28 protein-coding genes and 1 tRNA gene are annotated in these 26,788 nt (G+C 59.8%); 17 read left to right on the top strand and 12 right to left on the bottom strand.

Going from position 1 to position 26,788, the window contains the following annotated elements; genetic code table 11:
• Positions 1 to 56 precede the first annotated feature (56 nt).
• Complete coding sequence (locus AC1DIH_RS23625; RefSeq protein WP_477773480.1) at positions 57 to 1,649, top strand: aldehyde dehydrogenase (NADP(+)); 1,593 nt, start codon at positions 57 to 59, stop codon at positions 1,647 to 1,649.
• A 16-nt stretch (positions 1,650 to 1,665) separates the two neighbouring features.
• On the opposite strand, the gene AC1DIH_RS23630 is transcribed toward AC1DIH_RS23625, so the two are convergent.
• Both AC1DIH_RS23630 and AC1DIH_RS23635 read right to left on the bottom strand, forming a co-directional pair.
• Positions 1,666 to 2,139, bottom strand: a complete 474-nt coding sequence (locus AC1DIH_RS23630) for a WbuC family cupin fold metalloprotein (protein WP_477773481.1) — start codon at positions 2,137 to 2,139, stop codon at positions 1,666 to 1,668.
• A gap of 3 nt (positions 2,140 to 2,142) precedes the next feature.
• Entirely contained in the window at positions 2,143 to 2,700 is a 558-nt protein-coding gene (locus tag AC1DIH_RS23635) for a hypoxanthine-guanine phosphoribosyltransferase (RefSeq protein ID WP_054595635.1), read from the bottom strand.
• A 165-nt stretch (positions 2,701 to 2,865) separates the two neighbouring features.
• On the opposite strand from AC1DIH_RS23635, the gene upp reads away from it, so the two are divergent.
• Together upp and AC1DIH_RS23645 are read left to right on the top strand one after the other, a co-directional pair.
• A complete protein-coding gene (gene upp / locus AC1DIH_RS23640; RefSeq protein ID WP_019693615.1) occupies positions 2,866 to 3,504 on the top strand; it encodes a uracil phosphoribosyltransferase in 639 nt (212 codons plus the stop codon).
• Between the two features lie 2 nt (positions 3,505 to 3,506).
• Positions 3,507 to 4,781 (top strand): uracil-xanthine permease family protein, encoded by a 1,275-nt coding sequence (locus AC1DIH_RS23645; protein ID WP_054595634.1) that lies wholly within the window; start codon positions 3,507 to 3,509, stop codon positions 4,779 to 4,781.
• A gap of 161 nt (positions 4,782 to 4,942) precedes the next feature.
• Here AC1DIH_RS23645 and hemH read toward each other — a convergent pair whose 3' ends face one another.
• On the bottom strand, positions 4,943 to 5,965 hold the full coding sequence (gene hemH / locus AC1DIH_RS23650) for a ferrochelatase (RefSeq protein WP_477773482.1): 1,023 nt from the start codon (positions 5,963 to 5,965) through the stop codon (positions 4,943 to 4,945).
• Between the two features lie 13 nt (positions 5,966 to 5,978).
• Entirely contained in the window at positions 5,979 to 6,881 is a 903-nt protein-coding gene (locus AC1DIH_RS23655; RefSeq protein WP_477773483.1) for a TIGR01777 family oxidoreductase, read from the bottom strand.
• A gap of 196 nt (positions 6,882 to 7,077) precedes the next feature.
• Between AC1DIH_RS23655 and AC1DIH_RS23660 the strand changes: the two genes are divergently transcribed.
• From AC1DIH_RS23660 to AC1DIH_RS23685, 6 genes are all read left to right on the top strand, one after another.
• Entirely contained in the window at positions 7,078 to 8,064 is a 987-nt protein-coding gene (locus AC1DIH_RS23660) for an NAD(P)/FAD-dependent oxidoreductase (protein ID WP_427531450.1), read from the top strand.
• A gap of 163 nt (positions 8,065 to 8,227) precedes the next feature.
• Positions 8,228 to 9,190 (top strand): YbgA family protein, encoded by a 963-nt coding sequence (locus AC1DIH_RS23665; protein ID WP_477773484.1) that lies wholly within the window; start codon positions 8,228 to 8,230, stop codon positions 9,188 to 9,190.
• Positions 9,191 to 10,120, top strand: a complete 930-nt coding sequence (locus tag AC1DIH_RS23670) for a MerR family transcriptional regulator (protein WP_477773485.1) — start codon at positions 9,191 to 9,193, stop codon at positions 10,118 to 10,120. It begins immediately after the preceding gene.
• Positions 10,121 to 10,141: 21 nt separating this feature from the next.
• Positions 10,142 to 11,587, top strand: coding sequence for a deoxyribodipyrimidine photo-lyase (gene phrB, locus AC1DIH_RS23675; protein WP_477773524.1), 1,446 nt, complete (start codon positions 10,142 to 10,144; stop codon positions 11,585 to 11,587).
• A 13-nt stretch (positions 11,588 to 11,600) separates the two neighbouring features.
• Positions 11,601 to 12,383: an SDR family NAD(P)-dependent oxidoreductase gene (locus AC1DIH_RS23680; protein ID WP_477773486.1), complete on the top strand. Its 783-nt coding sequence runs from the start codon at positions 11,601 to 11,603 to the stop codon at positions 12,381 to 12,383.
• Between the two features lie 96 nt (positions 12,384 to 12,479).
• On the top strand, positions 12,480 to 12,785 hold the full coding sequence (locus AC1DIH_RS23685) for a YkgJ family cysteine cluster protein (RefSeq protein ID WP_145019823.1): 306 nt from the start codon (positions 12,480 to 12,482) through the stop codon (positions 12,783 to 12,785).
• Between the two features lie 142 nt (positions 12,786 to 12,927).
• Here AC1DIH_RS23685 and AC1DIH_RS23690 read toward each other — a convergent pair whose 3' ends face one another.
• From AC1DIH_RS23690 to hemA, 6 genes are all read right to left on the bottom strand, one after another.
• Positions 12,928 to 13,446, bottom strand: coding sequence for an acyloxyacyl hydrolase (locus AC1DIH_RS23690; RefSeq protein ID WP_477773487.1), 519 nt, complete (start codon positions 13,444 to 13,446; stop codon positions 12,928 to 12,930).
• Positions 13,447 to 13,561: 115 nt separating this feature from the next.
• The gene (murI, locus tag AC1DIH_RS23695; RefSeq protein WP_429540278.1) at positions 13,562 to 14,353 is read right to left on the bottom strand and encodes a glutamate racemase; all 792 of its coding nucleotides are present in this window, start codon (positions 14,351 to 14,353) and stop codon (positions 13,562 to 13,564) included.
• The gene (locus AC1DIH_RS23700; protein ID WP_103318437.1) at positions 14,346 to 15,101 is read right to left on the bottom strand and encodes a molybdopterin-synthase adenylyltransferase MoeB; all 756 of its coding nucleotides are present in this window, start codon (positions 15,099 to 15,101) and stop codon (positions 14,346 to 14,348) included. Before AC1DIH_RS23700 ends, murI begins: the two co-directional genes overlap by 8 nt.
• A complete protein-coding gene (gene prmC, locus AC1DIH_RS23705) occupies positions 15,095 to 15,925 on the bottom strand; it encodes a peptide chain release factor N(5)-glutamine methyltransferase (RefSeq protein ID WP_477773488.1) in 831 nt (276 codons plus the stop codon). Before prmC ends, AC1DIH_RS23700 begins: the two co-directional genes overlap by 7 nt.
• Positions 15,926 to 17,008: a peptide chain release factor 1 gene (gene prfA, locus AC1DIH_RS23710; protein WP_477773489.1), complete on the bottom strand. Its 1,083-nt coding sequence runs from the start codon at positions 17,006 to 17,008 to the stop codon at positions 15,926 to 15,928.
• A complete protein-coding gene (gene hemA, locus AC1DIH_RS23715) occupies positions 17,005 to 18,294 on the bottom strand; it encodes a glutamyl-tRNA reductase (protein WP_145019834.1) in 1,290 nt (429 codons plus the stop codon). Before hemA ends, prfA begins: the two co-directional genes overlap by 4 nt.
• A 216-nt stretch (positions 18,295 to 18,510) precedes the next feature.
• On the opposite strand from hemA, the gene AC1DIH_RS23720 reads away from it, so the two are divergent.
• From AC1DIH_RS23720 to ychF, 8 genes are all read left to right on the top strand, one after another.
• Complete coding sequence (locus AC1DIH_RS23720) at positions 18,511 to 20,235, top strand: tetratricopeptide repeat protein (RefSeq protein WP_477773490.1); 1,725 nt, start codon at positions 18,511 to 18,513, stop codon at positions 20,233 to 20,235.
• Positions 20,236 to 20,239: 4 nt separating this feature from the next.
• The gene (gene lolB / locus AC1DIH_RS23725; protein WP_477773491.1) at positions 20,240 to 20,857 is read left to right on the top strand and encodes a lipoprotein insertase outer membrane protein LolB; all 618 of its coding nucleotides are present in this window, start codon (positions 20,240 to 20,242) and stop codon (positions 20,855 to 20,857) included.
• Between the two features lies 1 nt (position 20,858).
• A complete protein-coding gene (gene ispE / locus AC1DIH_RS23730) occupies positions 20,859 to 21,710 on the top strand; it encodes a 4-(cytidine 5'-diphospho)-2-C-methyl-D-erythritol kinase (protein WP_477773492.1) in 852 nt (283 codons plus the stop codon).
• Between the two features lie 36 nt (positions 21,711 to 21,746).
• Positions 21,747 to 21,821: transfer RNA gene (locus AC1DIH_RS23735), tRNA-Gln, on the top strand.
• 46 nt (positions 21,822 to 21,867) lie between these two features.
• Positions 21,868 to 22,809: a ribose-phosphate pyrophosphokinase gene (locus AC1DIH_RS23740; RefSeq protein ID WP_003171603.1), complete on the top strand. Its 942-nt coding sequence runs from the start codon at positions 21,868 to 21,870 to the stop codon at positions 22,807 to 22,809.
• 142 nt (positions 22,810 to 22,951) lie between these two features.
• A complete protein-coding gene (locus tag AC1DIH_RS23745) occupies positions 22,952 to 23,551 on the top strand; it encodes a 50S ribosomal protein L25/general stress protein Ctc (RefSeq protein ID WP_054595617.1) in 600 nt (199 codons plus the stop codon).
• Positions 23,552 to 23,720: 169 nt separating this feature from the next.
• Positions 23,721 to 24,305 carry an aminoacyl-tRNA hydrolase gene (gene pth / locus AC1DIH_RS23750; RefSeq protein WP_123582826.1) on the top strand — a complete coding sequence of 195 codons (585 nt, stop codon included), beginning with the start codon at positions 23,721 to 23,723 and terminating at the stop codon, positions 24,303 to 24,305.
• A gap of 23 nt (positions 24,306 to 24,328) precedes the next feature.
• The gene (ychF, locus tag AC1DIH_RS23755) at positions 24,329 to 25,429 is read left to right on the top strand and encodes a redox-regulated ATPase YchF (protein ID WP_477773493.1); all 1,101 of its coding nucleotides are present in this window, start codon (positions 24,329 to 24,331) and stop codon (positions 25,427 to 25,429) included.
• 73 nt (positions 25,430 to 25,502) lie between these two features.
• Here the strand turns inward: ychF and AC1DIH_RS23760 are convergent, their stop codons facing one another.
• Both AC1DIH_RS23760 and AC1DIH_RS23765 read right to left on the bottom strand, forming a co-directional pair.
• Entirely contained in the window at positions 25,503 to 26,090 is a 588-nt protein-coding gene (locus AC1DIH_RS23760) for a hypothetical protein (protein WP_477773494.1), read from the bottom strand.
• Positions 26,091 to 26,093: 3 nt separating this feature from the next.
• Positions 26,094 to 26,537 carry a DUF3592 domain-containing protein gene (locus AC1DIH_RS23765; protein WP_477773495.1) on the bottom strand — a complete coding sequence of 148 codons (444 nt, stop codon included), beginning with the start codon at positions 26,535 to 26,537 and terminating at the stop codon, positions 26,094 to 26,096.
• Between the last annotated feature and the right edge of the window lie 251 nt (positions 26,538 to 26,788).

The raw sequence follows: 26,788 nt of genomic DNA on the forward strand, positions 1-26,788 counted from the left end.
CCGCCCCTCCCCACTGCCGCGCTCGGTATCGAGCGCGGCCATGCCGAGCATTTTTTATGTCCGCCATTATCGGCCACAACTTTATCGGCTTCGGCCGCAGCGCCGCAGGTGATCAGGTCCTGCACAGCGTCGACGCCCACAGCGGTGAACCGCTGCCCTATGGCTTCAGCCAGGCCAGCATCGAGGAAGTCGACAACGCCGCACACTTCGCCGCCAGGGCCTACCCGATTTATCGCAACCTGCCTGCCACGGTGCGCGCCGGTTTTCTCGAGACGATCGCCGAAGAAATTGACGCCCTGGGCGATGACTTCATCGCCATCGTCTGCCGCGAGACGGCCCTGCCCGCTGCGCGGATTCAGGGCGAACGGGCGCGAACCAGCGGCCAGTTGCGGCTGTTCGCCCGAGTGCTGCGTCAAGGCGACTTCCTCGGAGCGCGTATCGACCGTGCCCTGCCTGAGCGCCAACCGTTGCCACGGCCTGATTTGCGCCAATGGCGCATTGGCCTGGGCCCGGTGGCGGTGTTCGGTGCGAGCAACTTTCCGCTGGCGTTTTCCACCTCCGGCGGCGACACCGCCGCCGCCCTGGCCGCCGGCTGCCCGGTGGTGTTCAAGGCCCACAGCGGGCATATGGCAACCGCCGAACTGGTGGCGGCAGCGATCATTCGCGCAGCGCAGCGCAGTGGTATGCCCGAGGGCGTGTTCAACATGATTTATGGCGCGGGCGTCGGTGAGGCGCTGGTCAAACACCCGGCGATCCAGGCGGTGGGGTTCACCGGCTCGCTCAAAGGTGGCCGGGCGCTGTGCGACATGGCCGCTGCACGGCCGCAACCGATACCGGTGTTTGCCGAGATGTCGAGCATCAACCCGGTGCTGCTGCTACCCGCCGCACTCGCGGCTCGCAGCGCAAGCATCGCCAGTGAGTTGAGCGCTTCGATCGTGCTGGGGGGCGGCCAGTTCTGTACCAATCCGGGGTTGATCATCGGCCTGCGTTCGGCGGCGTTCAGCGCTTTCATCGAACAACTCACCGCGCAAATCAATGAAAAACCGCCCCAGACCCTGCTCAACAGCGGTACCCGGCGTAGCTATGAAGGCGGCGTGCAACGCTTGCTGGAGCATCCACGGGTGACGCGTTTGAGCGGCGCCTGCACGTCAGGCAATCAGGTGCAGCCGCAGTTGTTCAGGGCTGACGTCAGCCTGCTGCTTGAAGGGGACGAAGTGCTGCAAGAGGAGGTTTTCGGCCCGGCCAGCATCGTGCTGGAGGTGGCCGACGAGGGAGAACTCAGGTTGGCGCTGCTGGCCTTGCACGGGCAATTGACCGCTACGCTGATCGCTGATCCGCAAGACCTGGCGCTGTGCGCGCAGCTGATACCGATCCTCGAACAGAAAGCCGGACGCCTGCTGCTCAACGGTTATCCGACCGGTGTCGAAGTGTGCGATGCAATGGTCCACGGCGGACCGTATCCCGCGACGTCGGATGCTCGCGGCACCTCGGTCGGCAGCCTGGCAATCGAGCGCTTCCTGCGACCGGTGTGCTATCAGAACTGCCCGGACAGGTTACTGCCGGACGCCCTGAAGAACGCCAATCCATTGGGTATTTTGCGGCTGGTCGATGGGGTGTATACCCGCGAGGAGCTGAATCAAGCGGGTTGATGCCCGCTGTTCACTGTCAGTCGAACTGCGCGCGCATCCAGGCGAGATAGTCAGCAACGCCGGGCTCGCCTTCGCGGGGTGCCCAATGCGCGTGTTCACCCTCGCCCACCGGGCGATAAGGGCCGGCCTTGCATTCGAATATCACGCTGTCTGCTTCCAGCACGACCAGGCTGTGGTAGATCTTTGCCGGCAGGTCGACACCCACCGTCTCGCCACCGGCCTGCAAGATCCGCTTGCTCGTGACATGACCTGCTTCGTCGAAAACCAGCACACCAATTTGGCCCTTGAGGACCAGCAGGGTTTCAGCCTTGTCATCGCTCAAATGCCGATGTGGCGGAATGTAGGTCGACGGTTGCAACCCTATCGCAATGCGGTGGCAGGGTTCTTCCATCTGATGGAAGTTGTGATGCTGCCGGCCACGAGGATTGGCCGCAGCTTTCTCGGCCAGCTCGGTAAACAGTGCTTGATCAAGAAAGCTCGGCGCGGCCATGTCTTACATTCCTTTGACGGCGTAGATCCCGGCGGCGTTGCGCCAGTAGCCTTTGTAGTCCATGCCGTAACCGAAGATATAGCGGTCGATGCACGGCAGACCGACGAAATCGGCTTTCAGGTCCGGGCGGGCCTTGCGGTCGTGGTCTTTATCGATCAGTACGGCGGTATGCACGGCGCGGGCGCCAGCATGTTTGCAGAAGTCGATGATCGCGCCCAGGGTGTGACCTTCGTCGAGGATGTCGTCGATGATCAGCACGTCACGGTCGATGAACGAGACTTCTGGCTTGGCCTTCCAGAACAGGTCGCCGCCGCTGGTTTCATTGCGATAGCGGGTAGCGTGCAGGTAGGACGCTTCCAGCGGGAAATTCAGATGGGTCAGCAGTTTTCCGGAGAAAATCAGGCCACCGTTCATCACGCAGAAGACCACCGGGTTGCTATCAGCCAGCTGATCGTTGATTTGCGCACCCACGCGGGCGATGGCCGCCTCGACTTCAGCTTCGGTGTACAGGCAGTCAGCCTCTCGCATGATTTGACGGATATGCTCGAGATCAGCGGACATGGTGCTCTCCAAGGGGGTGGCGGATTCGGAAAAGCGAGCAAAGGTACGCATCCAGCCGGGTCAGATCAAGCGTTTCTGGACTAACGTACTGTATGTCTATAGGACAACACCCTCGGATAGATTAATCTAGGCCGGTTTTTTTGCCCGCCGCCGGAGCCTTTCCCTATGCCCATCCGTGAGATCCGCCATCCGCTGATCCGACACAAACTTGGCCTTATGCGCCGCGCCGACATCAGCACTAAGAATTTCCGCGAACTCGCTCAGGAAGTCGGCGCCCTGCTGACCTACGAGGCCACCAAAGACCTGCCCCTTGAAACCTACGATATCGAAGGCTGGTGCGGCACGGTTTCGGTCGAGAAGATCGCCGGCAAGAAAATCACCGTCGTGCCGATCCTGCGCGCCGGCATCGGCATGCTGGAAGGCGTGCTCAGCCTGATCCCGGGCGCCAAAGTCAGCGCCGTGGGCGTGGCCCGCAACGAGGAAACCCTCGAAGCGCACACGTATCTGGAAAAACTGGTTCCGGAAATCGACGAACGCCTGGCAATGATCATCGACCCGATGCTCGCCACCGGCGGTTCGATGGTCGCCACCATCGACCTGCTGAAAAAGGCCGGTTGCAAGGACATCCGCGCGATGGTCCTGGTGGCCGCTCCTGAAGGCATCGCCGCGGTAGAAAAGGCTCACCCGGACGTGACCATCTACACCGCGTCCATCGATCAAAAACTGAACGAGCACGGCTACATCATTCCGGGTCTGGGCGATGCCGGCGACAAGATCTTCGGCACCAAGCAGAAGGACGCGTGAGCATGCGGGATGAGTTCAACGACCCGCTCTGGCGCACAGTGCTGTCTGGCGCGCAGATGCTGTTCGTGGCGTTTGGCGCGTTGGTGTTGATGCCGCTGATTACCGGCCTCGACCCGAATGTCGCGCTGTTCACGGCGGGCCTCGGGACTCTGCTGTTCCAGGTGGTCACCGGGCGGCAAGTGCCGGTGTTCCTGGCGTCGAGCTTTGCCTTCATCACCCCGATCATTCTCGCCAAGGGCCAGTTCGGCCTCGCGGCGACCATGGGCGGGGTGATGGCGGCCGGTTTCGTTTATACCTTTCTCGGCGTGGCCGTGAAGATCAAGGGCACCGGTTTCATCGACCGCTTGCTACCACCAGTGGTGATTGGCCCGGTGATCATTTCGATCGGCCTGGCGATGGCGCCGATTGCCGCGAACATGGCGATGGGCAAGGCCGGTGACGGCTCCGAGCTGATTCATTACCAGACAGCCATGATGATCTCCATGCCGGCGCTGCTGACGACGCTGATCGTGGCCGTGTTCGGCAAAGGCATTTTCCGCCTGGTGCCGATCATCTCCGGTGTACTGGTCGGGTTTGCCATGGCGTTCTTCTTTGGTGTCGTCGACACCGCGAAGATTGCTGCCGCGCCGTGGTTTGCGTTGCCGCACTTCACCGCTCCGGAATTCAACTGGCAGGCGATTCTGTTTATCGTCCCGGTGGCGCTGGCCCCGGCCATCGAGCATATCGGCGGCGTGATCGCAGTCGGCAGCGTGACCGGACGTGATTACCTGAAAAAGCCCGGCCTGCACCGCACGCTGTTTGGCGATGGCATCGCAACCACTGCCGCCGGCCTGCTCGGTGGCCCACCCAACACCACGTACGCCGAGGTGACGGGCGCGGTGATGCTGACCAAGAACTACAACCCGAAAATCATGACCTGGGCGGCGATCTTTGCCATCAGCCTGGCGTTTATCGGCAAGTTCGGCGCACTGCTGCAAAGCATCCCGGTGCCGGTGATGGGCGGGATTCTCTGCCTGTTGTTCGGGTCGATTGCGGCGGTGGGCATGAATACCATGATCCGCCACAAGATCGATTTGGCCGAAGCACGCAACCTGGTGATTGTCTCGGTCACGCTGGTGTTCGGGATTGGCGGCATGCTGGTCGGCACCGGTACCGGCGCGCAGGATTTCGGCCTCAAGGGCATCGCGCTGTGCGCTGTCGTGGCGATTGCGCTGAACCTGATTCTGCCGGGCAATGACAGCTGGAAGCACAAGAAGGCGGATGAGCCGTTGCTGTAACGGCTTACACAGCCCCCTGTGGCGAGGGAGCTTGCTCCCGCTGGGTCGCGAAGCGACCCTAAAACCTGCAACCGCATATCTTCAAACATATCGCGTTTGCCGAATTTACGACTGCTTCGCAGCCGAGCGGGAGCAAGCTCCCTCGCCACATTACCGCTCGCCTACAAAGCCAGCGGCGCTCTTTCACACAAGGTGTTCAACGCCTGCACCCACTGCGGGTCATCGTTGAGACACGGCACCAGCACCAACTCCTCGCCTCCCGCCTCGCGGAACTGCTCGAGCCCACGATCACCGATCTCTTCCAGGGTTTCGATGCAGTCGGCCACGAACGCCGGGCACATCACCAGAATCTTCTTCACGCCCTGCTTGGCCAACGCATCGAGGCGCGCTTCGGTATAGGGTTCGATCCATTTGGCGCGGCCCAGCCGTGACTGGAACGACACCGACCATTTGCCGTCCGGCAACCCCAAGCGCTCGGCAAATGCTGCCGCGGTACGCAGGCACTGACCGCGATAGCAGGTTGCAACCACTTCCGGCGGCGCGCCGACACAGCAATCACCGCCCCCCTCAAAGCTATGGCCCGGGTTGAGCTTCTTCAGGTGCCGCTCCGGCAAACCATGGAAACTCAGCAGCAGGTGATCGTAATCCTGCTCCAGATACGGCCTGGCACTGGCCACCAGCGCATCGAGGTATTCAGGCTGATCGTAGAACGGCTGGAGAATCGAGAACTGCACATCCAGTTTCTTCTCGCGCACCACCCGCTTGGCCTCTTCAATCACCGTGGTCACGGTGCTGTCGGCGAATTGTGGATAAAGCGGTGCAAGGGTGATTTTCTTGATCCCTTGAGCAGCCATCCGGGTCAACACCGACTCAATCGACGGCTCGCCGTAACGCATGGCCAACTCGACCGGCCCCTGGGTCCACTGCGCGGTCATCGCTTGCTGCAAACGGCGACTGAGCACCACCAGCGGCGAACCTTCGTCCCACCAGATCGAGGCATAGGCGTGAGCCGATTGCTCAGGGCGCTTGATCAGAATCAGCGAGACCAGCAAACGTCGCACCGGCCATGGCAGGTCGATGACATAAGGGTCCATCAGAAATTGATTGAGGTAGCTGCGCACGTCCGCCACCTGTGTGGAAGCGGGCGAACCCAAATTGACCAGGAGCAACGCGTGATCGGTCATGCAACGTCCTATTTCAAAGGCGGCTGGACACGTCGTCCAGGGCCGCACGCAAATCAGTGAAGCGGAATGTGAAACCCGCCGCCAGCAGGCGCGCGGGGGTTGCCCGCTGACCACCCAGCAGCAACAGTGACAACTCGCCAAGACCGACCTTCAGCACAAATGAAGGCATCGGCATAAACGCCGGCCGGTGCAAAATGCTGGCGAGGGTCTTGGCGAACTCGCGATTGCGCACCGGTTTTGGCGCGCACGCATTATAAGGACCGCTGGCGTCTTTCTGATGCAGAAGAAAATCAATCAGGGCGATTTGATCATCAATGTGAATCCACGGCATCCACTGCCGACCATTGCCGATCGGCCCGCCCAGCCCCAATTTGAATKGCAATAACAGCCGCGACAAAAAGCCGCCCTCCGCCGACAGCACCAACCCGGTACRCACCAGCACTACCCGAATCCCCAACGCCTCGGCGCGCTGTGCGGTCTCCTCCCAGGCAATGCACAACTGGCTGGCGAAGTCTTCGCTGACCGGCGGTGATTTTTCGGTCAACTCACGCTCACCGCCGTCGCCGTACCAGCCGACCGCAGAGCCCGAAATCAACAGCTGCGGTTTCTGCTCACGGCTTTCAAGCCACGCCAGCAGGGTTTCGGTAAGCTTGATACGACTGCTCCAGAGCAGCGCCTTGCGTCGATGAGTCCAGAGGCGATCAGCAATCGGGGCGCCCGCGAGATTGATCACCGCATCCACCGGGCGTTGGCCAATGTCTTCCAGACGCCTGACGCCACGTACCTGAGCGCCGCACAATTTGGCGACTTGTTCGGGCCTGCGACTCCACACCGTCAGGCTATGACCCTGGCTCAACCAGTGTCGGCAGAGTTGACGTCCTATCAAACCAGTACCGCCGGTCAGCAATATGTGCATGACTTCTTCCTCGCGTGGCGTTTTACCCTGATCACTAGTCTATTTTTATAAGCAGGGGTGTTTCGGATCAGACAGGTTCTGTGTTTAACAATAGGCGAACCTGTCAGAACGAGAACGCTGAAAGTTATACCAGAAATCGATGTTGTACAGGTTTAACCTGCAGCGTAGCCTGTACAGAAAGGTAAACGAGGCCTCTATGACTGTACCCATCGCAATCATCGGCACCGGCATTGCCGGACTCTCGGCAGCCCAAGCCTTGCAAGAGGCCGGGTACGTCGTTCAATTGTTCGATAAAAGCCGTGGCAGCGGCGGTCGCATGTCGAGCAAACGCAGCGACGCCGGCGCACTGGACATGGGCGCACAATATTTCACCGCCCGTGATCGCCGCTTTGTCATTGAAGTCCAGCGCTGGCAAGCCAATGGCTGGGTCGCCGAATGGACGCCGCAGCTCTACCACTATCAGGGCGGCCAGCTCAGCCCATCACCGGATGAACAGACCCGCTGGGTCGGCACCCCTCGCATGAGCGCCATCACCCGAGCGCTGATCGGCGATACGGAAGCGCATTTCGCTTGCCGGATTACCGAGGTCTATCGCGGCGAAGAACATTGGCATTTGCAGGATGCCGAAGGCTTCACCCACGGTCCCTTCAGCCATGTCGTCATCGCTACGCCTGCGCCGCAGGCCACCGCCCTGCTGGCCGCCGCGCCGAAACTCGCCGGGGTCGCCGCCGGGGTAAAAATGGACCCGACCTGGGCCATTGCGCTGGCCTTCGACACGCCGCTGGATACGCCGATGGAAGGCTGCTTTGTGCAGGACAGCCCGCTCGACTGGCTGGCGCGTAACCGTAGCAAGCCGGGGCGCGACACCACCCTCGACACCTGGGTATTGCACGCCAACAGCAACTGGAGCCGACAACATATCGACCTGTCCAAAGAGGCAGTGATCGAACAACTGCACGGTGCCTTCGCCGAGTTGCTGCACGACTCCATGCCCGCACCGGTCTTCAGCCTTGCCCATCGCTGGCTCTACGCACGCCCGTCCAGCAGCCATGAATGGGGCGTATTGGCCGATGCCGACCTGGGTTTGTACGTGTGCGGCGACTGGTGCCTGTCAGGGCGTGTCGAAGGGGCCTGGATGAGCGGTCAGGAAGCGGCTCGTCGTCTGCACGCCCACCTGCAGTGAAGCGCATCAACCCGCGCATCCACTGAACGATGGGGCAGCTACAGAGGTTTAGCCTTCGAGCGAAACTTGTACAAACAATTTGACTTGTACACCTTTGGATCTATGATCAAACCGAGCTGTACAGCGCAAACAGCCTGTACAGGTATAGATCCGAGGTGCCTCCATGCCCAGCGACTCCGCAAGCAAACCAAAAATCGCTATCAGTGCCTGCCTGATGGGCGCCGAGTTGCGTTACAACGGCGGGCATAAAGCCTCTTCGCTGTGCAGTCGAACCCTCACGGATTATTTCGAGTTCATTGCAGTGTGCCCGGAAGTTGCCATCGGTCTGGGAGTTCCCCGGGAACCGATTCGACTGGTCGGCGATCCGCAGCATCCTCAAGCCGTCGGTACGGTTCACCACGAACTGGATGTCACTCAGCCGCTGGCGAACTACGGCCAGCAAATGGCCGGCGCGCTGGGCGACATTTGCGGCTATATCTTCATGCAGAAATCACCGTCCTGTGGCCTGGAGCGGGTCAAGGTTTACCACCCCAATGGCAGCCCGCGCGACGGCGGTGCACGCGGCATCTACGCTCAAGCGTTTTGTGCCCGCCACCCGGACCTGCCGGTGGAAGAAGACGGTCGACTGAACGATCCCGTACTACGCGAAAACTTCCTGACCCGGGTATTTGCCTACGCGGCCTGGCAGGAGCTGCTGAAAAACGGCTTGAGTCGCAATGGCCTGACCGACTTTCACGCACGCTACAAGTACCTGTTGATGGCCCATAACCCACTGCAATACAAAGCCTTGGGCAAACTCCTGGGTGATATGGGCCAGACCGATCCCGATGAACTCGGCCCGCGTTATTTCAGCGAACTGATGACGGCACTGAAAAAATGTGCCACCCGCGGCACCCACACCAATGTGCTGCAACACCTCAGCGGCTATCTCAAACAGGTCATCAGCGCCGAAGACAAACAGGAAGTGCAGCATGTGATCGGCCAGTACCGCCACGGCATCGTGCCCTTGGTGGTGCCGCTGACATTGCTCAAGCATCACTTGCGCCATCATCCCGATCCGTACGTCACGCGGCAGGCGTACCTGCAACCGCACCCGGAAAATCTCAGCTTGCGAAATGCGATTTAAATGAAAACCAAACCTGACGACGACCTCGGCGCCGACTATCAACAGGCCCTGGAGGACGGTTGGCTGCCGATCCGCGATGTCGCCCGAATCACCGGCGTCAACGCCGTGACTCTGCGCGCCTGGGAACGCCGTTACGGGCTGATCGTGCCGCAGCGCACGCCCAAGGGACACCGGCTGTTCTCGGCCGAGCATGTGCAACGGATCCATAACATCCTCACCTGGCTCAATCGCGGCGTAGCCGTCAGCCAGGTCAAGCAACTGCTGGGGACGCGACAAACGTTGAGCGGCCCAGTCGGGAACGACTGGCACGCCTTGCGACTGAACCTGATACAGGCGATCAGCCAACTGGCCGAGCGTCAGGTCGACGACACGCTCAATCAGGCCATGTCGCTGTATCCACCGCGTACTTTGTGCGAACAACTGCTGATGCCGCTGCTGGCCGAACTCGAGCAGCGCTGGCAAGGTCAGTTCGGCGCGCAGATGGAGCGGGGGTTCTTTTATTCCTGGTTGCGCAGCAAGTTCGGTGCGAGGGTCTACCACAACAACCGTCAGTTGCGCGGCACGCCGTTGCTGCTGGTCAATCACTCCGACTTACCCCTGGAGCCGCATCTGTGGCTCACTGCCTGGCTGCTCAGCAGCGCCGATTGCCCCGTGGAAGTGTTCGACTGGCCGTTGCCGACCGGCGAACTGGCTCTGGCGGTCGAGCATCTGCAAGCGCGCGGTGTGCTGCTGTATTCCAGCCAATCAATCGATCTCAAACATTTATCGAAACTTCTGACCAATGTCGGCTGCCCAAAACTCATTGCCGGCCCTGCGGTGTGCATCCACCACGCCGAGTTGTCCGCCAAAACCTCTGAAATAGCCGATTTATTTCTGGCCGAAGATCCGTTGTCGGCCCATCAGGCACTGGTTCAGCGTGGGCTCATTTAAATGCGTGTACGCAAAAACCTTCTGCAATTGATCTGGCTGCGCAGCGACTTGCGCGTACATGACAACACCGCCCTCTCGGCCGCCGCTGCTCGTGGCCCGTGCGTGGCGGTGTATTTGTTGAGCCCGCAGCAATGGCAGATCCACGACGATGCACCGTGCAAAGTGGATTTCTGGCTGCGCAACCTGCGCGAGTTGAGCCAGGCCCTCGGCGAGCTGAACATTCCCTTGCTGATCCGTACTGCCGAGCGCTGGGAAGATGCACCGCAGGTACTTGGCCAGTTAGGCACAGTGCTGAACGTCGAGACGGTTCACGCCAACGAGGAATACGGTGTGAACGAAAGTCGCCGTGATGCGGCCGTCAGCAAGACTCTCGACGCTGCGGGCATTGGCTTCAACAGCTACCTCGATCAATTGCTGTTCAAACCCGGCAGCGTGCTGACCAAAACCGGTACGTACTTTCAGGTCTTCAGCCAGTTCCGCAAAGCTTGCTACGCCCGCCTGCACGGCGTGTTACCGCGCCTGATTGCCGCCCCGGGAGTTCAGGTGCCAACGGCCATCATCCGGGACCCGATTCCATTGCAGGTCGAGGGTTTCGACACGCCAAGCGAACCTCTGCGCGCGCTCTGGCCGGCCGGTGAAGGTGAGGCCCATCGGCGTCTGGCGAACTTCGCCCAAGGGCAGATTGATCACTACAAAGACCAACGCGACTTCCCGGCACAACCCGGTACCAGCCAGCTGTCCGCGTACCTCGCAGCCGGGGTGATTTCGCCACGCCAGTGCCTGCACGCCGCCCTGAAAAGCAATCAAGGCGAGTTCGACAGTGGCAGCGCCGGTGCTGTCGCCTGGATCAACGAATTGCTCTGGCGCGAGTTTTACAAACACATTCTGGTGGGCTATCCACGGGTCTCCCGACACCGCGCCTTTCGCCCGGAAACCGAAGCGCTGGCCTGGCGCGACGCTCCGGATGAGCTGGCGGCCTGGAAAGAGGCGCGTACCGGGTTGCCGATCATCGACGCGGCCATGCGCCAACTGCTGGAAACCGGCTGGATGCACAACCGTCTGCGGATGCTCGTCGCAATGTTCCTGACAAAAAACCTGCTGATCGACTGGCGCGAAGGCGAGCGATTCTTCATGCGCCATTTGATCGATGGCGATCTGGCCGCGAACAACGGCGGCTGGCAGTGGAGCGCTTCCACCGGCACCGATTCGGCGCCCTGGTTCCGGATTTTCAACCCGCTGAGCCAGTCGGAAAAATTCGACACTGAAGGTCTGTTCATCAAGCACTGGCTGCCGGAACTGACGGGGCTGAACAACAAAGCTATCCACAACCCGGCGACCCTGGGCGGACTGTTTGGCGTGGCCGACTATCCACTGCCGATCGTCGATCTGGGGCTGTCACGCGAACGCGCACTGGCGGCGTTCAAACACTTGCCTTCGCGCCTGGATGTCGGAGCGATACATGGCTGAAAAGGAGAATGGATTGAGTCATACAACGCCACGGCGATACTGGCTGACAGGAGCCGGCAACGGTATTGGCGCTGCAATGGCCGAAGAACTGTTGAAGTCCGGCGCGCACCTGGCGGTTAGCGCCCGCACGATTGCACCATTGAAAGTCCTGGCCCAGCGCTATCCGGGACAAGTGCTGGTGGTGGCGGGCAATCTGACCAACAGCCAGACCGTGCGCGAGATCTGCGAGCGGATCCATCAGGAGTGGGGCTCGCTGGACACCGTGATCCTCAACGCCGGCACCTGTGAATATGTTGACACCAGGCGATTCGACAACTCGATCATCGAACACGTGGTGCGCACCAACCTGCTCGCCTGCAGCTATTGCATCGAAGCCGCATTGCCGTTACTGCGCGCCRGAGTAAAGCCACATCTGGTGGGTATCGCCAGCTCGGTGACCGACCTGGCCCTGCCTCGGGCCGAAGCCTATGGCACCTCGAAACCCGGGCTGCGGTGCCTGTTTGAGTCCCAACGCATCGATCTGGCACCGGAAGGTATTGAAGTCACGCTGGTTAGCCCCTGCTTCATCGGCACCCCGCTGACCGGGAACAGCGACCATCAGATGCCACAGATGTGGTCAGCCGACAAAGCTGCACACTATGTCGTCGAAACACTCGGGCAGCGCCCACAGGAAGTCCCCCTCCTCGCCCTGTCCATGGCAGCACTCTGGCCGCTGTCGACAATGTCCAGCCGCGGAAAATTAGTGATCGGAAAACGCATGGCCAGGCGCTCACCACCGAGTATCGATACACCGTAAACAGGTCATGACCAACGCCTGTCGGCAGCCTCATCGGATTGAGCGTCCGTCAGGCCTTTCACACAGTACCGGCGCGCTGCCTTACACTGCGCGCCTATGAACACGATCCCCATCAAGACCATCGCCGAACCGGCGGTCACCTGCTCGACCTGTGCAGCCTGCTGTTGCCAGCTCGAAGTCATGCTGATCACCGACACTGGCGTGCCCGAACGTTTCATCGACACCGACGATTGGGGCGGGGAAGTCATGCTGCGCCTGGATGACGGTTGGTGCGCCGCGCTGGATCGCGACAGCATGATGTGCACCATTTATGAAAAACGCCCGCTGATCTGCCGGGAGTTCGAGATGGGTGCGCCGGAGTGCATCGACGAGCGTCAGGGGATTGCGACGGCGTATCGCTGAGTGCAAGTCAGCCAAATATACCTGTGGGAGCGAGCCTGCTCGCGATAGCGGTTTAACATTCAACATTGCAGCTGACTGTCAGACCGCTATCGCGAGCAGGCTCGCTCCCACAAAAGCCCGCACACAATAAAGCAGCCCGTCATTACAGCGGCATCGTGTAATGCAACGCGAAGCTTTCTATACCGTCATTGGTGACGTTGATATGGGCGTTGGAGTAATGCGTCGCGCGAATCCCGATTTCATGCCCGCCAGCAAACCGCAGGCCGAACCCCAATCGATCCTCAAATTGAAAAGCCTCGCCCAACCGGCGATCGTCCACTTCGTCGTGAGCGAATACCGCAACGCCGATGCCGGCCTCCAGATAAGGTTTGACGGTTTGCCCGGAAAACTCATAAACGAACACCGGAGAGAACGACAGGCTGTGATTGCTTACGGTCTTGTCACCATTCCAATAGGTGTACGCACCGCTCCAGTAGCCCGTCACGCGCCCGACATCTGTCTGCCACCAGCTTTTATCCCAATCCCATTGCAGGCCCAGGCGATAAGTCTGGGTCGAACCGCTGGTCTGGCCAACCGCAAACTCGACGCCAGCCGCTTGTGCGGTAAAACTGTGCCCCAACAACGCGACCGCGATCGCGGCTAAACAGAACAGTCGCTTCATGAGAAACATCCCTTTCTGAACGATTGTGTTTGTTTTTTTGGCTCAACAGACGTGCTATGAAGATCCACGCTTCAATAGGAATGCACCCACTTGAAGCGCTCCCCAAAACGACTTTCTACAGACTGAAGCTTTGCACAACCCCGGCGTTACGCCAGAGCAGCGGCAGGATATTTCTCAAATGCTCGGGGCTGGCACTGGTCCAGAACTGCGCGTCGCGAGGTGGCCCCTCTGCGAGCAACTCACGCTCGGCCAGCAGGCGCTGGGTTTGCCGGGCAACCGCCGCGCCAGTGTCGATCAGGCTGATGTCGGCGGGGAGCATCTGCTTGAGCAATGGCTTGAGGAAAGGATAGTGCGTGCAACCGAGAATAATCGTGTCACATCCAGCCGCCAGCAGAGGTTCGAGATAACCGGCCAGTAACTGGCACAGCTCCTGGCTGTGCAGGTCACCGGCTTCGATCAGCTCCACCAACCCTGGGCACGGCTGAGTGATGACCCGCACATCGGTAGCAAAACGGTCGAGCAAGGCAGCGAACTTGGCGCTCTGCAACGTCCCGGTGGTGGCGAGTACACCGACCACGCCACTGCGAGTGGCCGCAGCGGCGGGCTTGACCGCAGGCTCCATGCCGATGATGGGCCAGTCCGGGTAGTCGCGACGCAAATCCGCGACACCGGCCACGGTTGCCGTGTTGCAGGCCACGACCAAGGCCTTGGCACCCTGCCGGACAAAAAACTCCGCGACTACGCTGCAACGTTGGCGAATGAACTCGGGAGATTTCTCGCCATAGGGAATGTTCCCGCAATCGCCGACATACAACAGCGATTCATTGGGTAACAATTGCTGGATCTCAGCCAGCACCGACAACCCGCCGACCCCGGAATCGAACACGCCGATGGGCGCTTCACGCATGCCTGCCCCCGCAAACACTGCAGCCTGGATCACGCTTGACCCGCAACTCACGGAACCGCGCCCCCAAGGCATCGATTAATAATAACCGTCCCACCAACGGCTCACCGAACCCGACCAACAGTTTCAGCGCCTCAAGCGCTTGCAGGCTGCCCACCAACCCCACCAGCGGACCGAGCACGCCAGCTTCGCTGCAGGTCAGTTCGGCTTCGCTGCCGTGCCCGTATAAGCAGTGGTAACACGGGCTCTCGGCGCGACGTGGGTCGAACACCGACAACTGCCCTTCCAGGCGAATCGCCGCGCCGCTGACCAAGGGTTTTCGCGCCGCCACACACGCCGCGTTCACCGCTTCGCGGGTGGAAAAATTGTCGGAGCAGTCGAGCACCACGTCGACCGCCGACACCGCAGCCGCCAACGAGTCTTCGTCCAGTGCGGTGCGATGAGCGATCAGTTGAATCTCGGGGTTGATCGCCGTCAGACGCCGGATCGCCGAGTCGACCTTGCTCAACCCGACGCTGTCGGTGTCGTGAATGATCTGCCGTTGCAGGTTGGTCAGGTCGACCGTGTCGAAATCCGCCAGATGCAACTCGCCGACGCCGGCCGCCGCCAGGTACAGCGCGACCGGCGCACCGAGCCCGCCGAGGCCGACTATCAAGACGCGGCTTTGCTTGAGTCGCAATTGGCCGTCGATGTCGACGTGTTGCAACAGAATCTGCCGGCTATAACGCAACAGCTCCTGATCATTCAGCACGGTAGACGCCCCAGACTGATACGTTCATGGTCACCGAGGTCCTTGCGGCTGTGGACCTCTTCAAAACCTTGGGTCAGCAACAAATCGCGCACGGCATCGGCCTGATCATAACCGTGCTCGAGCATCAACCAGCCGCCCGCTTCCAGGTGCTGCGGCGCCTGGGCGACGATCAAACGCAAATCATCGAGCCCGTCGGTGCCGGCCACCAACGCGCTGGCTGGTTCGAATCGCACGTCACCGGCCACCAGATGCGGGTCGGCGCAGGCGATATAAGGCGGGTTGCTGATGATCAGCGTGTAGCGATGATCTTTCAGCGCACTGAACCAGTGACTGCTCAGCACCGTGACGTTGTTCAAGTTCAGACGCTGGCGATTGCGCTCGGCCAGGGCCACGGCCTCGAGGATCCGGTCCACTGCCGTGACTTGCCAGGCTGGACGCTCGCTGGCCAACGCCAGGGCAATCGCGCCGCTGCCGGTGCCCAGATCGAGAACCGTGGCGGGTGTTGCGGGCAACAGTTCCAGCGCAGCCTCGACCAGCAACTCGGTGTCCGGGCGCGGGATCAGCGTGTGCGGCGCCACTTCCAGGTCCAGCTTCCAGAAACCCTGCTGGCCGAGAATATAGGCCACCGGCTCGCCGGCGCGGCGACGTTGCAGGTACTCGGCAAAGGTCAGCGCGGCTTCGCTGGGAACGATGCGCTCCGGCCAGGTGTGCAGAAAACTGCGTGACTTGCCCAGGGCCGCGGCCAGCAGCAACTCGGCATCCAGGCGCGCGGTCGGCGAGTCTGGCAGGTCGGCTGCACGTAACAAACTGGCAATGATGGTCATTTATTCACCTATCGCTGCCAGTTGGTCAGCCTGATACTCGGCCAGCAACGGCTCGATCACAGCTTCGACGCCACCCGCGAGGATTTCGTCGAGGGAATACAGCGTCAGGTTGACCCGGTGGTCGGTGACCCGGCCCTGGGCAAAGTTGTAGGTACGGATTCGCTCGGAACGGTCGCCCGAGCCCACCAGCAATTTGCGTTCGCTGGCGATGGCATTCGCCGCGGCGCTGGTTTGCTGGTCGTTCAATTTAGCCGAGAGCCAGGACATCGCCCGCGCCCGGTTCTTGTGCTGGGAACGCTCTTCCTGGCACTCGACCACGATGCCCGACGGCAAGTGGGTAATCCGGATCGCCGAGTCGGTCTTGTTCACGTGCTGACCGCCTGCACCGGAGGAACGATAGGTATCGACGCGCAAATCTGCCGGGTTGATCTCGATCGCTTCCTGTTCGTCCGGCTCCGGCAACACCGCCACGGTGCAGGCCGAGGTGTGGATACGGCCCTGGGACTCGGTGGCCGGAACCCGTTGCACGCGGTGTGCGCCGGATTCGAACTTCAGCTTGCCGTAGACATTGTCGCCTTCGACCCGCGCGATAACTTCTTTAAAGCCGCCGTGCTCCCCGATGTTCTCCGACAGAATCTCGACCCGCCAGCCACGCCGTTCGGCGTAACGCGAATACATGCGGAACAGGTCACCGGAGAAAATCGCCGCTTCGTCACCACCGGTGCCGGCACGAATTTCCAGAAACACGTTGCGCCCGTCGTTCGGGTCCTTGGGCAGCAGCATGCGTTGCAGGCTGGCTTCAAGTTCGATCAGTTGCTCTTTGGCTTCGCGGACTTCTTCGACGGCCATTTCGCGCATGTCCGGATCGCTGTCCTTGAGCAGCGCCTGGGCACCTTCGAGATCGCCCTGAACCTTGAGCAGCTGTTTATAGGTGGCGACAATCGGCTCAACTTCCGCGTACTCCTTGGAATAGGTGCGGAATTTGTTCTGATCGGAAATGACTTCGCCATCGCCAAGCAAGGCGGTCAGTTCCTCGAAACGGTCCTGGAGGATGTCCAGCTTATTGAGCAGTGACGCTTTCATTGCGGTTTTTTATCCGAAGAGCTATCCGAATTACCCTCACCGAGGGCAAAGAGTTCCTGGGCCATGGCCAGCGCATCGAGGCGGCCTTCGGCGGTAAGCTTTTTCAACTGCACGCTGGGGGCATGCAACAGTTTGTTGGTCAGGCCACGAGCCAGTTGCACCAGCACGTCTTCAGCGCTGCTGCCGTTGGCAAGCAGGCGCTGGGCTTTTTGCAATTCTTCATCGCGCAGGCGTTCGCTCTGTTGACGATAGGCCTTGAGCACATCCACCGCCGCCAGTTCACGCAGACGAACCATGAAGTCGTCGGCACCGATGGAAACCATTTCTTCCGCCGCCTGGGCAGCACCCTGACGGCTCTTGAGGTTTTCGGCGACCACTTCGTGGAGATCGTCGACGCTATAGAGGTAAACGTCGTCCAACTCGCCGACTTCCGGTTCGATATCCCGTGGTACAGCGATATCAACCATGAAGATCGGTTTATGCTTGCGCAATTTCAAGGCACTTTCTACCGCGCCTTTGCCAAGAATCGGCAACTGGCTGGCGGTCGAGCTGATGACGATATCACTGCGCACCAGTTCTGCCGGGATGTCCGAGAGCAGCACCGCGTGGGCGCCAAACTGCTCAGCCAGGATGCTGGCGCGCTCCAGGGTCCGGTTGGCGACCACGATCCGCTTCACGCCCAGCTCATGCAAATGGCGGGCGACCAGGGTAATGGTCTCGCCAGCGCCGATCAGCAATGCCTGGCTGCGCTGCAAATCGCTGAAAATCTGTTTCGCCAGGCTGACCGCGGCAAACGCCACGGACACCGGGTTTTCACCGATGGCGGTGTCGGTGCGCACCTGCTTCGCCGCATTGAACGTGGCCTGGAACAAACGCCCAAGCAGCGGACCAATGGTGCCGGCCTCGCGGGCCACGGCGTAGGCCGATTTCATCTGGCCGAGAATCTGTGGTTCGCCCAACACCAGCGAATCGAGCCCGGAGGCGACACGCATCATGTGACGAACGGCCGCATCATCTTCATGCACATAAGCGCTGGCACGCAGCTCATCGAGGCTCAAATGGTGATAATCGGCCAACCAGCGCAACACGGTATCGGCAGAAAGCTGATCCTGTTCTATATAGAGTTCACTGCGATTGCAGGTGGAGAGGATCGCAGCTTCGCGGCTGTCGGTGAGTCGGCAGAGCTGCTGCAAGGCCTCAACCAGCTGTTCCGGGGTAAAAGCCACGCGCTCGCGGACGTCTACGGAAGCAGTCTTGTGGTTAATACCGAGTGCGAGGAAGGCCATTCAAGATCGCTGATGATGTCGAGAAGCCGACAATTGTCCTACTTCGCCTGACTCAGAACAACCATTGCCGACTATTGTCCTGATACCTTGCCTCTATACTGGGGCTCGGGCACCTGCACAGGGATTAAGTTCAACGGCAAATTGACAGGCCGGTTATGTTTGGCCGAAGGCTTGTGTCATGATGATCCGACCGCAGGTTAGTCGTCCTCTTCCCCTATGAATAGATCTTCCGCGTTGCTCCTCGCTTTTGTCTTCCTCAGCGGCTGCCAGGCCTTGGCACCCGTTTCGCCGAGCGGTACGCCGCCGGTCGAAGACAGCACGAAAGCCCCTGAAAAGCCCAAGGTTTACAGCTCGTTCAGCGAAGACACGATCTTCAGCCTGCTGAGCGCGGAACTGGCTGGCCAGCGCAATCGTTTCGACATTGCGCTGGACAACTACGTGACCCAGGCCGTCAACACCCAGGACCCGGGCATCTCCGAGCGAGCCTTTCGCATCGCCGAATACCTGGGCGCCGATCAGGCAGCGCTTGATAGCTCGCTGATCTGGGCAAAAAACGCCCCGAACGACCTCGAAGCACAGCGGGCCGCCGCCGTGCAACTGGCCCGCGCCGGGCGTTATGACGACTCCATGGCTTATATGGAGAAGGTTCTGCTGGGCAAGGGCGATACTCACTTCGACTTCCTCGCCCTGTCTGCGGCCGATACCGATCAGGACACCCGCAACGGCCTGATGAAAAGTTTTGACCGCTTGCTACTGCGCCACCCGAAGAACAGCCAGCTGATTTTCGGCAAGGCCCTGTTGCTGCAACAGGACGGTGACAGCAAGGGTGCACTGGCGCTGCTTGAGAAAAACCCTCCGCAAGACGGTGAAATCGCCCCGATCCTGTTGCGCGCGCGCCTGCTGCAAAGCCTTAGCCGTGGCAAAGAAGCGCTGCCGCTGCTGGAAAAAAGCATCCGCAAATACCCGGACGACAAGCGCTTGCGCCTGACGTATGCCCGCATGCTGGTCGAACAGGACCGCATGGACGACGCCAAAGAGCAGTTTTCAAGCCTGGTCCAGCAGTATCCGGAAGACGACGAGTTGCGCTATTCCCTGGCACTGGTTTGCCTGGAAGCCAAGGCCTGGAAGGAGGCTAAGGGTTACCTGGAAGACCTGATCGCCCGGGAAAGCCATGTCGACTCGGCCCACCTGAACCTGGGGCGCATCGCCGAAGAACGCAACGACCCGCAAGGCGCCCTGATCGAGTACGCACTGGTCGGTCCGGGCAACGACTATTTGCCGGCGCAACTGCGTCAGTCCGACATCCTGATGAACAACGGACGCACCGCCGAAGCCCAAAGCCGTTTGGCCAGAGCACGCGACGAACAACCGGATTACGCGATCCAGCTGTATCTGATCGAAGCCGAAACCCTGTCTGCCAACAAGCAGGACGATCGCGCCTGGGCCGTTCTCGATAAAGGCTTGAAGCAGTATCCGGACGATCTGAATCTGCTTTATACCCGGGCCATGCTCGCGGAAAAACGCAATGACCTGGCGCAGATGGAAAAAGACCTGCGACTGATCATCAAGCGTGACCCGGACAACGCCATGGCGCTGAATGCCCTTGGTTACACCCTGTCCGACCGCACCACGCGTTATGACGAAGCCAAGACCTTGATCGAGCACGCGCACCAGCTGAACCCGGAAGACCCGGCCGTTCTCGACAGCCTCGGCTGGGTGAATTACCGCCTGGGCAACCTCGATATAGCCGAACGCTACTTGCGCCAGGCCCTGGAGCGTTTCCCCGATCAGGAAGTCGCGGCGCACCTGGGCGAAGTTCTGTGGGCCAACGGCAAGCAACGCGAAGCCAAACAAATCTGGGGCAAATTCCTCAAGGAACAACCCGACAGCCCAACCCTGCGCAGCACCATCAAGCGCCTGACCGGTTCCGAGACTCTTTAAAATCATGTTTTTGCGCCACATCATCGCTTTCAGCTTCATCGCCCTGCTCGCCGGTTGCGCGGGCTTTGGCGCCCGTGAATCCGTCGAGGGCCACGGCAACCCCGCGCAATGGCGCGAGCATAAACAGCAACTGACCAGCCTCGATGGCTGGCAAATCAACGGCAAGGTCGGTATCCGGGCCCCGAAAGACTCGGGCAGCGGCACCGTGTTCTGGCTGCAACGACAGGACTACTACGATATTCGCCTGTCCGGCCCGTTGGGTCGCGGTGCTGCCCGCCTGACCGGTCGTCCTGGCCAGGTCTCGCTGGAAGTGGCCAACCAGGGTCGCTTCGAGGCATCAACGCCTGAAGCCCTGCTCGAAGAACAGCTGGGCTGGAAACTGCCGGTTTCGCATCTGGTCTGGTGGGTTCGCGGATTGCCCGCGCCTGACAGCAAAAGCCGCCTGAACCTGGATGCCGACAGTCGCCTGGCCACGCTTGAACAGGATGGCTGGCAAGTCGAGTACCTCAGCTACATCCAGCAAAACGGTTATTGGCTGCCCGAGCGGATCAAACTGCACGGCACCGACCTTGATGTCACGCTGGTGATCAAGGACTGGCAACCTCGCAAATTGGGGCAATGACATGCCTGCCACTCGCCTGACCCTGCCCTCGCCGGCAAAACTGAATTTGATGCTGCATATCCTGGGTCGCCGTGAAGACGGCTACCACGAGTTGCAGACGCTGTTTCAATTTCTCGATTACGGCGACGAAATTACCTTCGCCGTACGCGATGACGGTGTCATTCGCCTGCACACCGAGTTCGAAGGCGTCCCTCACGACAGCAACCTGATCGTCAAAGCCGCCAAAAAACTTCAGGAACAATCCGGTTGTTCGCTGGGCATTGATATCTGGATCGAAAAAATCCTGCCCATGGGCGGTGGAATCGGTGGCGGCAGTTCGAATGCGGCCACCACGCTGCTGGGCCTCAATCATCTCTGGCAACTGGGCTGGGACGAGGATCAACTGGCCACGCTGGGCCTGACACTCGGCGCGGACGTCCCGGTTTTCGTGCGTGGGCACGCGGCTTTCGCCGAAGGCGTGGGAGAAAAGCTCACCCCTGTAGACCCGGAAGAACCGTGGTATCTCGTACTGGTGCCGCAAGTATCTGTAAGTACAGCAGAAATTTTTTCAGATCCGCTGTTGACACGTAACTCTTCTCCCATTAAAGTGCGCCCCGTTCCCAAGGGAAACAGTCGAAATGACTGCTTACCGGTGGTAACAAGGCGTTATCCAGAGGTACGTAACGCTTTGAATTTGTTAGGTAATTTTACCGAAGCAAAACTCACCGGAACTGGAAGTTGTGTGTTTGGGGGCTTCCCAAGCAAAGCTGAAGCTGATAAAGTCTCGGCCCTTCTTACAGAGACCCTTACAGGGTTTGTAGCAAAAGGAAGCAACGTTTCGATGTTGCATCGCAAGCTGCAAAGTCTGCTCTAAAAGAACCGGGTACTGGGTACTCGTTGCAACAGATACAGGGGCGTCGCCAAGCGGTAAGGCAGCAGGTTTTGATCCTGCCATGCGTTGGTTCGAATCCAGCCGCCCCTGCCATTTTCCTATACTCATCCAGGTTACCCTCAGCCTTCAGGTACTGCGCGTGTCCAAGATGATGGTCTTTACGGGGAACGCTAACCCCGATCTGGCTCGGCGTGTTGTACGTCAGCTGCATATCCCTCTCGGTGACATTTCTGTCGGTAAGTTTTCCGACGGCGAAATCACTGCGGAGATCAATGAAAACGTCCGCGGTAAAGACGTCTTCATTATTCAGCCGACTTGCGCTCCGACCAACGATAACCTGATGGAACTCGTCGTGATGGCTGATGCCTTCCGTCGTTCCTCAGCCACTCGAATCACTGCGGTGATCCCCTACTTTGGTTATGCCCGTCAGGATCGCCGTCCGCGTTCCGCACGTGTGGCTATCAGCGCGAAAGTCGTCGCTGACATGCTTACCGTAGTCGGCATCGATCGTGTTCTCACGGTTGATTTGCATGCTGACCAGATCCAGGGCTTCTTCGATATTCCGGTAGATAACATCTACGGCTCCCCGGTACTGGTGGATGACATTGAAGATCAACGCTTCGAAAACCTGATGATCGTGTCCCCGGACATTGGCGGCGTCGTGCGTGCACGTGCTGTTGCCAAATCCCTGGGCGTGGATCTCGGGATCATCGACAAGCGCCGTGAGAAAGCCAATCACTCTGAAGTGATGCATATCATCGGTGATGTCGAAGGGCGTACCTGTATTCTGGTTGACGACATGGTCGATACCGCCGGCACCCTGTGCCACGCGGCTAAAGCCTTGAAAGAGCATGGCGCTGCCAAAGTCTTTGCCTACTGCACACACCCTGTGCTGTCGGGTCGGGCCATCGAAAACATTGAAAATTCCGTGCTGGACGAGCTGGTGGTGACTAACACCATCCCGCTGTCCGCTGCAGCACAAGCCTGTGCACGTATCCGCCAACTGGATATCGCACCGGTAGTTGCCGAAGCGGTTCGCCGCATCAGCAACGAAGAATCGATCAGCGCGATGTTCCGCTAAGGGCCCTGCCCTTCGGATACATCTCGATGACGAAAAGCGCCCCGCCCCGGCATAACCTGTCGGGGCGGGGCTTTTTTGCCCATATCGCCTTTAGCGCTGGTCGCAAACGCTGGGGCGAATGTGGTTATTTTGGAGATACAACATGAACGATTTTACTCTGAATGCTGAAGTGCGTTCCGACCTGGGGAAAGGTGCGAGCCGCCGCCTGCGTCGTCTCGCAAGCCTGGTTCCAGCTGTAGTTTACGGTGGCGAAAAAGCCCCTGAATCCATCAGCATGCTGGCCAAAGAAGTTGCCAAACTGCTCGAAAACGAAGCGGCTTACAGCCACATCATCGAGCTGAATGTTGGCGGCACCAAGCAAAACGTAATCATCAAGGCTCTGCAACGTCACCCGGCCAAAGGCCACGTGATGCACGCTGACTTCGTACGCGTTGTTGCTGGTCAGAAACTGTCCGCTCACGTTCCTGTGCACTTCGTCAACGAAGCTGCTGCAGTGAAAAAAGGCGGCGAAATTTCGCACGTTGTTGCTGAAGTTGAAGTTTCCTGCCTGCCAAAAGACCTGCCTGAATTCATCGAAGTCGACCTGGCTAACGCCGAAATCGGTTCGATCATTCACCTGTCCGACCTCAAGGCCCCTAAAGGCGTTGAATTTGTTGCTCTGGCTCACGGTAACGACCTGGCTGTTGCCAACGTTCACGCTCCACGTGTTGCTCCAGAAGCTGCAGAAGGCGCTGCAGAGTAATTCACTCTGTACGCCGGAGTGAGCAAGTAACATCGCGGACTGGAACGTAGCGAGAAAGCGGGCGGGAACGCGAAGTTTACATCATGGTAAATGAGCACTTTTCGTCCACTTTCGCCGCACATCCCCATTGCAGCGATGTTATCCACCACTCCAAAGAAGGGCCCCTGATGTGACTGCCATAAAACTGATCGTTGGCCTGGGAAATCCAGGCGCCGAATACGAACAGACCCGGCATAACGCAGGGGCCTTTTTTGTTGAGCGCATCGCGCAAGCACAAGGCGTCAATCTTGTGGCCGATCGCAAATATTTCGGCCTGACCGGGCGCTTCTCGCATCAGGGTCAGGATGTTCGTCTGTTGATTCCCACCACCTACATGAACCGTAGCGGCCAGGCCGTGGCGGCTCTTGCCGGTTTTTTCCGGATCAAACCGGAAGAAATCCTGGTGGCGCATGACGAACTCGACTTGCCACCCGGCGTTGCCAAGCTCAAGCAGGGCGGCGGGCATGGCGGTCACAACGGGTTGCGCGACATCATCGCGCAACTGGGCAATCAAAATACCTTTTACCGCTTGCGGCTCGGCATTGGCCACCCAGGCGTTGCCAGTATGGTTTCAAACTTTGTCCTGGGTCGTGCGCCACGCGCCGAACAGGAAAAACTCGATGCCAGCATCGACTTTGCCCTCGGCGTGCTGCCGGATATCCTCGCAGGTGAATGGAACCGCGCGATGAAAAACCTGCACAGCCAGAAGGCCTGACTCTAACTCCTTGGGGAAATACCATGGGATTCAACTGCGGCATCGTCGGCCTGCCTAACGTCGGCAAGTCCACCCTGTTCAACGCCCTGACCAAATCCGGTATCGCGGCCGAGAACTTCCCCTTCTGCACCATCGAGCCGARCAGCGGCATCGTGCCGATGCCGGACCCGCGCCTGGAAGCCCTGTCGGCCATCGTCAATCCGAAGCGCATCCTGCCGACCACCATGGAATTCGTCGACATCGCTGGCCTGGTTGCCGGCGCCTCGAAGGGTGAAGGCCTGGGCAACAAGTTCCTGGCCAACATCCGCGAAACCGATGCCATCGCTCACGTGGTCCGCTGCTTCGAAGACGAGAACGTGATTCACGTCTCCAACAGCGTCGACCCGAAACGCGATATCGAAATCATCGACCTCGAACTGATCTTCGCCGACCTCGACAGCTGCGAGAAGCAACTGCAGAAAGTCGCGCGCAACGCCAAGGGCGGTGACAAGGACGCAGTGGTCCAGAAAGGCCTGCTGGAGCAACTGATCGCTCACTTCACCGAAGGCAAGCCTGCGCGCAGCCTGATGAAGAACATGGGGACCGACGAAAAAGCAGTGATCAAGGGCTTCCACCTGCTGACCACCAAGCCGGTCATGTACATCGCCAACGTCGCTGAAGACGGCTTCGAGAACAACCCGCATCTGGACGTGGTCAAGGCCATTGCCGAAGAAGAAGGCGCCGTGGTCGTACCGGTCTGCAACAAGATCGAAGCGGAAATCGCCGAGCTTGAAGACGGCGAAGAAAAAGACATGTTCCTCGAAGCCCTGGGCCTCGAAGAACCTGGCCTGAACCGTGTAATCCGCGCCGGCTACGAAATGCTGCACCTGCAGACCTATTTCACCGCCGGTGTTGAAGAAGTCCGCGCCTGGACCGTCCGCGTCGGTGCCACCGCACCACAAGCCGCTGGCGTGATCCACACCGACTTCGAGAAAGGCTTCATTCGCGCCGAAGTCATCGCCTACAACGACTTCATCCAGTACAAGGGCGAAGCCGGTGCCAAAGAAGCCGGTAAATGGCGTCTGGAAGGCAAGGATTACATCGTCAAAGACGGCGACGTGATGCACTTCCGCTTCAACGTCTAGCGTTGTCGGAATCGAAAAAGCCGCGTTGATTCGCGGCTTTTTTGTGGGCGTTATATCGACCCGCTATGCGCGACTAGAACAGATAGCCCATGTAGATCGCGGCGGCTCCACCGGCCTGCACGCCAGCGTTCATGCCGGCCATGACCACCGCCCCCTTGGCCGACTGCAGCAACTGCCGGTTGACCGTGGAGGAGGCAATGAGCGAGGTCGCCGGGTTGGAGCTTAGCACCGCCGCCAACGCCAGCAGCTTGGGGTCAAGCCCGAACAACAGGGCCGTGGCCGAACCGCCGACCACCAGCCCCGCCCCCACTTCGGTATACAGGCAAGGCCCGGTGATGTCGTCACTGGTCAGGTCACGACTGACCAGGGCGTCGCTGACAAACACCTTGCCAGTGCTGGGAAAAGCCTCCGCCGCACCGGCGGCCCCTACGCTCTTACCCTTGAGCTGGATATTGATCTTGCCGAAACGCGGCAGGCGCGCGCCAAACCCGACCCCCAACCCGACGCCGCCGTAGCGGTAGCTGACGTTCTCGCCCTGGGGCGAACGCAGGATGATCGAACCACCACTGCCCGCCACCAAGGCTACGGCCAGACCGCCGCCGCTGGCGGTCTGATACTGCCAGCGACTGTCATTGAGCGGGATCGGGATGTTGTAGCTCATCGTTCAAAGTCCTTTATGTGAATGAACTGCGCCGCGATCGCACTGGCCGATGCCCCTTAACAGGCCGGCAAGGGTGAACAGCAGACCAATACAACCCAGTACCCCGGGAGTGGCCCACAGTGCGGCAGGGTTATCGACCACGGCGCTACTGGCCGGCTGCTCGGGCAGGTAATACACCCGCACCGGCTGACCCTGCCGATAGCCAAAAATAAAGCCGCCCTGGGGATAGGAAATCTTTTCACCACTGCTGGTGGTGAAGGCGATTTCGGGATGCGAACCACCGGCATTCAAGTGGCTGACAATGCCATCGGCGGTCTGTGCATGGGCGAGGAATTCGCGTCGTTCAAGCGTGAGATTGACGGCAATGCCCAACAAGCCGATACCAATCAGGGCAAAGAGCAGCCCCTGAAGCATCTTCCCGAGGCGTGACGGGGTGAGGTTAGCCATGGCGTGTCTCGGTATTCGTCCATGAAAGAAGGCGGTCAGGATAACAAGAAACCACCGGGAAGTGCCTTGTACGACGCAGCAGATAATGCCTGTTCGAGCATTGCGACGCCCTGACCGAAGCAGTTCATAAATAGGTGGACACCATCGCCCTAAGCGATGGCGTCAGGAAGGCGTGTCTGCCGGACACTTGCCGGGTAGCGGCATTGAAGCTGTTCCTGGGTGAGTGAAGGGCAAGCAGGTGACACTGAATC

This window comes from Pseudomonas sp. 05N36, from assembly GCF_056397385.1.

Excerpts from the sequence above, each read along its gene's own strand:
- AC1DIH_RS23685 (WP_145019823.1), top strand. The coding sequence starts at position 12,480 with ATGAACACGATCCCCATCAAGACCATCGCCGAACCGGCGGTCACCTGC.
- murI (WP_429540278.1), bottom strand. The coding sequence starts at position 14,353 with ATGCGTGAAGCGCCCATCGGCGTGTTCGATTCCGGGGTCGGCGGGTTG.
- prmC (WP_477773488.1), bottom strand. The coding sequence starts at position 15,925 with ATGACCATCATTGCCAGTTTGTTACGTGCAGCCGACCTGCCAGACTCG.
- lolB (WP_477773491.1), top strand. The coding sequence starts at position 20,240 with ATGTTTTTGCGCCACATCATCGCTTTCAGCTTCATCGCCCTGCTCGCC.
- AC1DIH_RS23645 (WP_054595634.1), top strand. The coding sequence starts at position 3,507 with ATGCGGGATGAGTTCAACGACCCGCTCTGGCGCACAGTGCTGTCTGGC.
- AC1DIH_RS23720 (WP_477773490.1), top strand. The coding sequence starts at position 18,511 with ATGAATAGATCTTCCGCGTTGCTCCTCGCTTTTGTCTTCCTCAGCGGC.
- AC1DIH_RS23630 (WP_477773481.1), bottom strand. The coding sequence starts at position 2,139 with ATGGCCGCGCCGAGCTTTCTTGATCAAGCACTGTTTACCGAGCTGGCC.
- ispE (WP_477773492.1), top strand. The coding sequence starts at position 20,859 with ATGCCTGCCACTCGCCTGACCCTGCCCTCGCCGGCAAAACTGAATTTG.
- AC1DIH_RS23670 (WP_477773485.1), top strand. The coding sequence starts at position 9,191 with ATGAAAACCAAACCTGACGACGACCTCGGCGCCGACTATCAACAGGCC.
- AC1DIH_RS23765 (WP_477773495.1), bottom strand. The coding sequence starts at position 26,537 with ATGGCTAACCTCACCCCGTCACGCCTCGGGAAGATGCTTCAGGGGCTG.
- AC1DIH_RS23690 (WP_477773487.1), bottom strand. The coding sequence starts at position 13,446 with ATGAAGCGACTGTTCTGTTTAGCCGCGATCGCGGTCGCGTTGTTGGGG.
- AC1DIH_RS23745 (WP_054595617.1), top strand. The coding sequence starts at position 22,952 with ATGAACGATTTTACTCTGAATGCTGAAGTGCGTTCCGACCTGGGGAAA.
- AC1DIH_RS23760 (WP_477773494.1), bottom strand. The coding sequence starts at position 26,090 with ATGAGCTACAACATCCCGATCCCGCTCAATGACAGTCGCTGGCAGTAT.
- hemA (WP_145019834.1), bottom strand. The coding sequence starts at position 18,294 with ATGGCCTTCCTCGCACTCGGTATTAACCACAAGACTGCTTCCGTAGAC.
- upp (WP_019693615.1), top strand. The coding sequence starts at position 2,866 with ATGCCCATCCGTGAGATCCGCCATCCGCTGATCCGACACAAACTTGGC.
- AC1DIH_RS23660 (WP_427531450.1), top strand. The coding sequence starts at position 7,078 with ATGACTGTACCCATCGCAATCATCGGCACCGGCATTGCCGGACTCTCG.
- AC1DIH_RS23625 (WP_477773480.1), top strand. The coding sequence starts at position 57 with ATGTCCGCCATTATCGGCCACAACTTTATCGGCTTCGGCCGCAGCGCC.
- AC1DIH_RS23665 (WP_477773484.1), top strand. The coding sequence starts at position 8,228 with ATGCCCAGCGACTCCGCAAGCAAACCAAAAATCGCTATCAGTGCCTGC.
- AC1DIH_RS23635 (WP_054595635.1), bottom strand. The coding sequence starts at position 2,700 with ATGTCCGCTGATCTCGAGCATATCCGTCAAATCATGCGAGAGGCTGAC.
- prfA (WP_477773489.1), bottom strand. The coding sequence starts at position 17,008 with ATGAAAGCGTCACTGCTCAATAAGCTGGACATCCTCCAGGACCGTTTC.
- hemH (WP_477773482.1), bottom strand. The coding sequence starts at position 5,965 with ATGACCGATCACGCGTTGCTCCTGGTCAATTTGGGTTCGCCCGCTTCC.